The organism is Motilibacter deserti, from assembly GCF_011250635.1.
In the GTDB taxonomy this organism is placed as follows: Bacteria; Actinomycetota; Actinomycetes; order Motilibacterales; family Motilibacteraceae; genus Motilibacter_A; species Motilibacter_A deserti.
Genome location: NZ_JAANNP010000147.1, coordinates 1 through 3,690 on the forward strand (window position 1 = coordinate 1; position 3,690 = coordinate 3,690).

At 74.8% G+C, this 3,690-nt stretch carries 4 protein-coding genes; 1 reads left to right on the plus strand and 3 read right to left on the minus strand.

What is annotated here, in order from left to right:
* The coding region (locus G9H71_RS21530; RefSeq protein WP_166284822.1) for an Lrp/AsnC family transcriptional regulator at nucleotides 1-307 on the plus strand (307 nt) is incomplete at its 5' end.
* 70 nt (nucleotides 308-377) lie between these two features.
* Here G9H71_RS21530 and G9H71_RS21535 read toward each other — a convergent pair.
* The 3 genes from G9H71_RS21535 to G9H71_RS21545 form a co-directional block, all read right to left on the minus strand.
* Nucleotides 378-770: a cupin domain-containing protein gene (locus G9H71_RS21535; protein ID WP_166284823.1), complete on the minus strand. Its 393-nt coding sequence runs from the start codon at nucleotides 768-770 to the stop codon at nucleotides 378-380.
* Between the two features lie 129 nt (nucleotides 771-899).
* Complete coding sequence (locus G9H71_RS21540; protein ID WP_331273182.1) at nucleotides 900-2,126, minus strand: MDR family MFS transporter; 1,227 nt, start codon at nucleotides 2,124-2,126, stop codon at nucleotides 900-902.
* A gap of 46 nt (nucleotides 2,127-2,172) precedes the next feature.
* A partial coding sequence (locus tag G9H71_RS21545; RefSeq protein WP_166284825.1) for a sensor domain-containing phosphodiesterase occupies nucleotides 2,173-3,690 on the minus strand: 1,518 nt, incomplete at its 5' end.

Genomic DNA, 3,690 nt, shown 5'->3' on the forward strand with positions numbered 1-3,690 from the left:
CGGCGTCATCCGCGGCTTCACCGCCGTCGTCGACTCGGCGGTGCTCGGCTGGACCACTGAGGCGTACGTCGAGGTGTTCTGCGCGGGGAACGTCTCCCCGGACAGCCTGCGGGCGTCGCTCGACAGCATCCCCGAGGTCGTCGACGCGTGCACGGTCACGGGGGAGGCCGACGCGCTGGTGCACCTGCGCGCGGTCGACATCCGGCACATGGAGACGGTGCTCGAACGGGTGCGCAGCGACCGGCGGGTGGGCTCGACGAAGAGCGTCATCGTGCTCTCGCACCTGGTCGACCGCCCGCCGGCCTGACTCGGCCTGATCCGGCACAGACGCGCCGCGGCGGGCGGCCCGAGCAGGGCCGCCCGCCGCGAGCGGGAGGTCAGGAGGTCGGCGGCTCGTCCTTGCCCGACTCCTCGGCCTCGTCGGCCTCCTCCTTGGTGTGGTGGACCGCCTTCGCCGCGTGCTCCGGCGGGCCGTAGACCGTGTAGAGGACGAGCGGGTTCGGCCCGGTGTTGACGAAGTTGTGCTTCGTCCCGGCGGGCACGGCCACGAGGTCGCCGGCCTCGACCTTCTTCTTCTGCCCGCCGACGCGCGCCTCGCCGACGCCGCTGACGAACGTGAGGACCTGGTCGGTGTCCTCGTGGACCTCCTCGCCGATCTCCCCGTCCGGCGGGATCGTCATGATGACGAGCTGGGTGTGCTTGCCCGTCCACAGCACGCGCCGGAAGTCGGCGCTCTTCTCGGCGACTGTCGCGATCGTGAAGTGCTCCATGGCCGATGCGATCCCCCGGACCGGCCCGCGTCACGCCTCTGGCGCCCCATGATCTTGGGCACCGTGCGGCGACCGGTCGGGTGGGGAGCCTGAGGGGGGAAGAGAACTTCGGCAAACAGCGGTTCGGGCTCACCCGGCCTCGAGGACCCGCCGGCGCGCGCGCACCCCCGGGGCGAGCGCGAGCATCCCGACCGCGACGACGAGCCCGAGGGCGACGCACCCGCCCCACAGCGCCGGCTCGCCGAGCCCGGTGAGCACGGTCGTGCCGACGAGCGGGGCGGTGAGCGCGGCTGCGCCGAACATCGTCCCGAACAGCCCCTGGTAGCGGCCGCGCGCGCCCGGCGGCGCGAGGTCGGCGATGATCGCCATGCCTGCCCCGCCCGTACCGATCTCCCCCACCGTCCACACCAGCACCGTCGCGGCGTACTCCGGTCCCGTGTCCGCGAACGCCGTGCAGCCGTAGCCGATCCCGATGAGCACCGAGGCAGCCGCGAGCACGACGAGCCGGTCCTGGCGGGTCAGCCACCGCAGCAGCAGCGGCTGCAGGAGCACGATGCCGAGGCCGTTCAGCGCGATGACGGTGCCGTACGTCCGCGGGGACAGCCCGTCGTCCGCCATCACCAGCGGCAGCGTGACGTAGCCCTGCATGTAGACCGTGGACTGCAGGAGCGTCAGCACGCACAGCGCGACCAGCAGCGGGTCGCGCAGCGCGGTGCCGTAGCCCGCGCTCGCCGGTACGCTTTCGTCGCTCTGGGTGAGGCGCGGCGGGTCCGCCGGGACGCCGCGCCAAACGATGAGCGCGAAGACCGCGCAGGTGCCCGCGTCGAGGGCGAAGACCAGGCCGTAGCCGTGCGTCGCGAGCCAGCCGGCGAGCACGCCCGCGATCGCGAAGCCGAGGTTGATCGCCCAGAAGAGCAGGGAGTACGCGAGGGTGCGCCGCTCGGGCGACACCAGGTCGGCGACGAGCGCGCTGGCGGCCGGGCGGTAGAGGTCGGCGCAGACCCCGACGAGCACGGCCGCCGCCAGCAGCGCGGGCATGCCGCGGGCGAGGCCGAGCAGGGCCAGGCTGCCGGCGCTGGCGAGCAGCCCGCCGACGAGGACGCGGCGACGGCCCACGCGGTCGGTGAGCGCACCGCCGAGGATCTGCGAGCAGGATGCGCCGGCCCCGAGCGCGGTCAGCACGAGCCCGGCGCGCGGAGCGGACAGGTCGCGCGCGGTGGTGAGGTAGAGCAGCAGGAACGGCTGCACGGACAGGCCGATCCGGTTGACCAGCGTGCCGGCCCAGAGGAACCAGAACGGGCGGGGCAGGCCGCGCAGGCCCGTCCCCGCGCGCGGTGCCACGGCGGTGTCGGTCACGGGGCAACGATCGCCGGTCGCCGGAGCGGCGGGCCACCCCATTTCGTCAGGCGGACCGGCGCTCCGCGAGGCTCCCAAGCCGGCCCGGCGCGGGGCGGGTGTCCAGCCAGGCCTCCAGGTCGTGCGGCGGCAGCGGCCGCGCGTAGAGGTAGCCCTGCGCCCGCGGCACGCCCAGAGCCCGCAGGGCGTCGGCGACCTCCGGCGTCTCGACCCCCTCGGCGACGACGTCGAGGCCGAGCTCCTCGGCCAGCGCCACGACCGAGCGGACGATGGCGAGGTCCGCGCGGTCCTCGGCCAGGCCCGTGATGAAGCTCCGGTCGATCTTGAGCGTCTGCACCGGCAGCTGCTTCAGCCGGCCGAGCGAGGAGTAGCCGGTGCCGAAGTCGTCCACCAGCACCTGCATGCCCCGGTCGACGAGGCGCCGCAGCGTCGCGACGGCCGCCTCGCTCACCAACGTGGTCTCGGTGACCTCGACCGAGAGCAGGGCCGGGGGGATGCCGGCCAGCTCGGCGTGGCGGGCGAGCCGGTCGGCGTACCCGGGCTGGGCGAGGACCGAGCCGGGCAGGTTGACGGCCACCGCGAGCTCGCGCCCGTCGGCCAGCCAGCGTGCCGCCTGCCGGCACGCCATCCGCACGATCTCGTCGGTCAGGTCGCCGATGAGGCCCGACCGCTCGGCGAGCGCGACGAACTCGGCGGGCGACTGCGGCCCACGGGTCGGCGACGTCCAGCGGGCCAGCGCCTCGACGCTGCGTACGGTCTCGGTCGGCAGGTGCACGATCGGCTGGTACGCGAGGGTGATCTCGTGCGCCGCGATCGCGCCCCGCAGCTCGTTGACCGCGCGCAGCCGCGACGTCGGGTCCTCGTCGAGCTGCGGGTCGTAGACCGCCCACCCGGTCGCCTCGCGCTTCGCGCGATACATCGCCTGGTCGGCGTGGCGCAGCAGCATGTGCGCGTCCGTGCCGTGCGCGGGAGCGATCGCCGCGCCGACGCTGCCGCCCAGCGACACCGGGCCGAAGGGCGTCTCGTACGTCCCGTGCAGCAGGTCGCTGATGCGCCCGGTCATCTCGAGCAGCTCGTCGGTCGTGCGCGGCGCGGCCAGGCAGATCGCGAACTCGTCACCGCCGAGCCGGGCCACCGTGTCCAGTGGCGTGAGCGGTACCCCGAGCCGCGGCGCGACCTGGCGCAGCACGTCGTCGCCCACGTGGTGGCCGAGCGAGTCGTTGACGTCCTTGAACCCGTTGAGGTCCAGCAGGAGCAGGCCGACCGGGCCGGCGTCCGGGCCCGCCACCGCGGCGCTCAGCCGCTCGCGCAGGAGCTCGCGCCCCGGCAGCCCGGTCAGCGCGTCGTGCGTGGCCCGCAGCTGCAGCTCCTCCTCGACCCGGGCCCGGGCGAGCAGGGCCGCGACGACGTTCGCCACCGCCTGCAGGAAGTGCAGGTCGTCGGGGCCGAACGCGTCGGGGGAGCTGCCGTGGGCGACCAGCGCGCCCCACGGGCCGGTGTCACCGGCGACGGTGACCGCGGCGCTGCTGCGGATCCCGAGGGCGTCCATCGTCGCCCGGGCGCC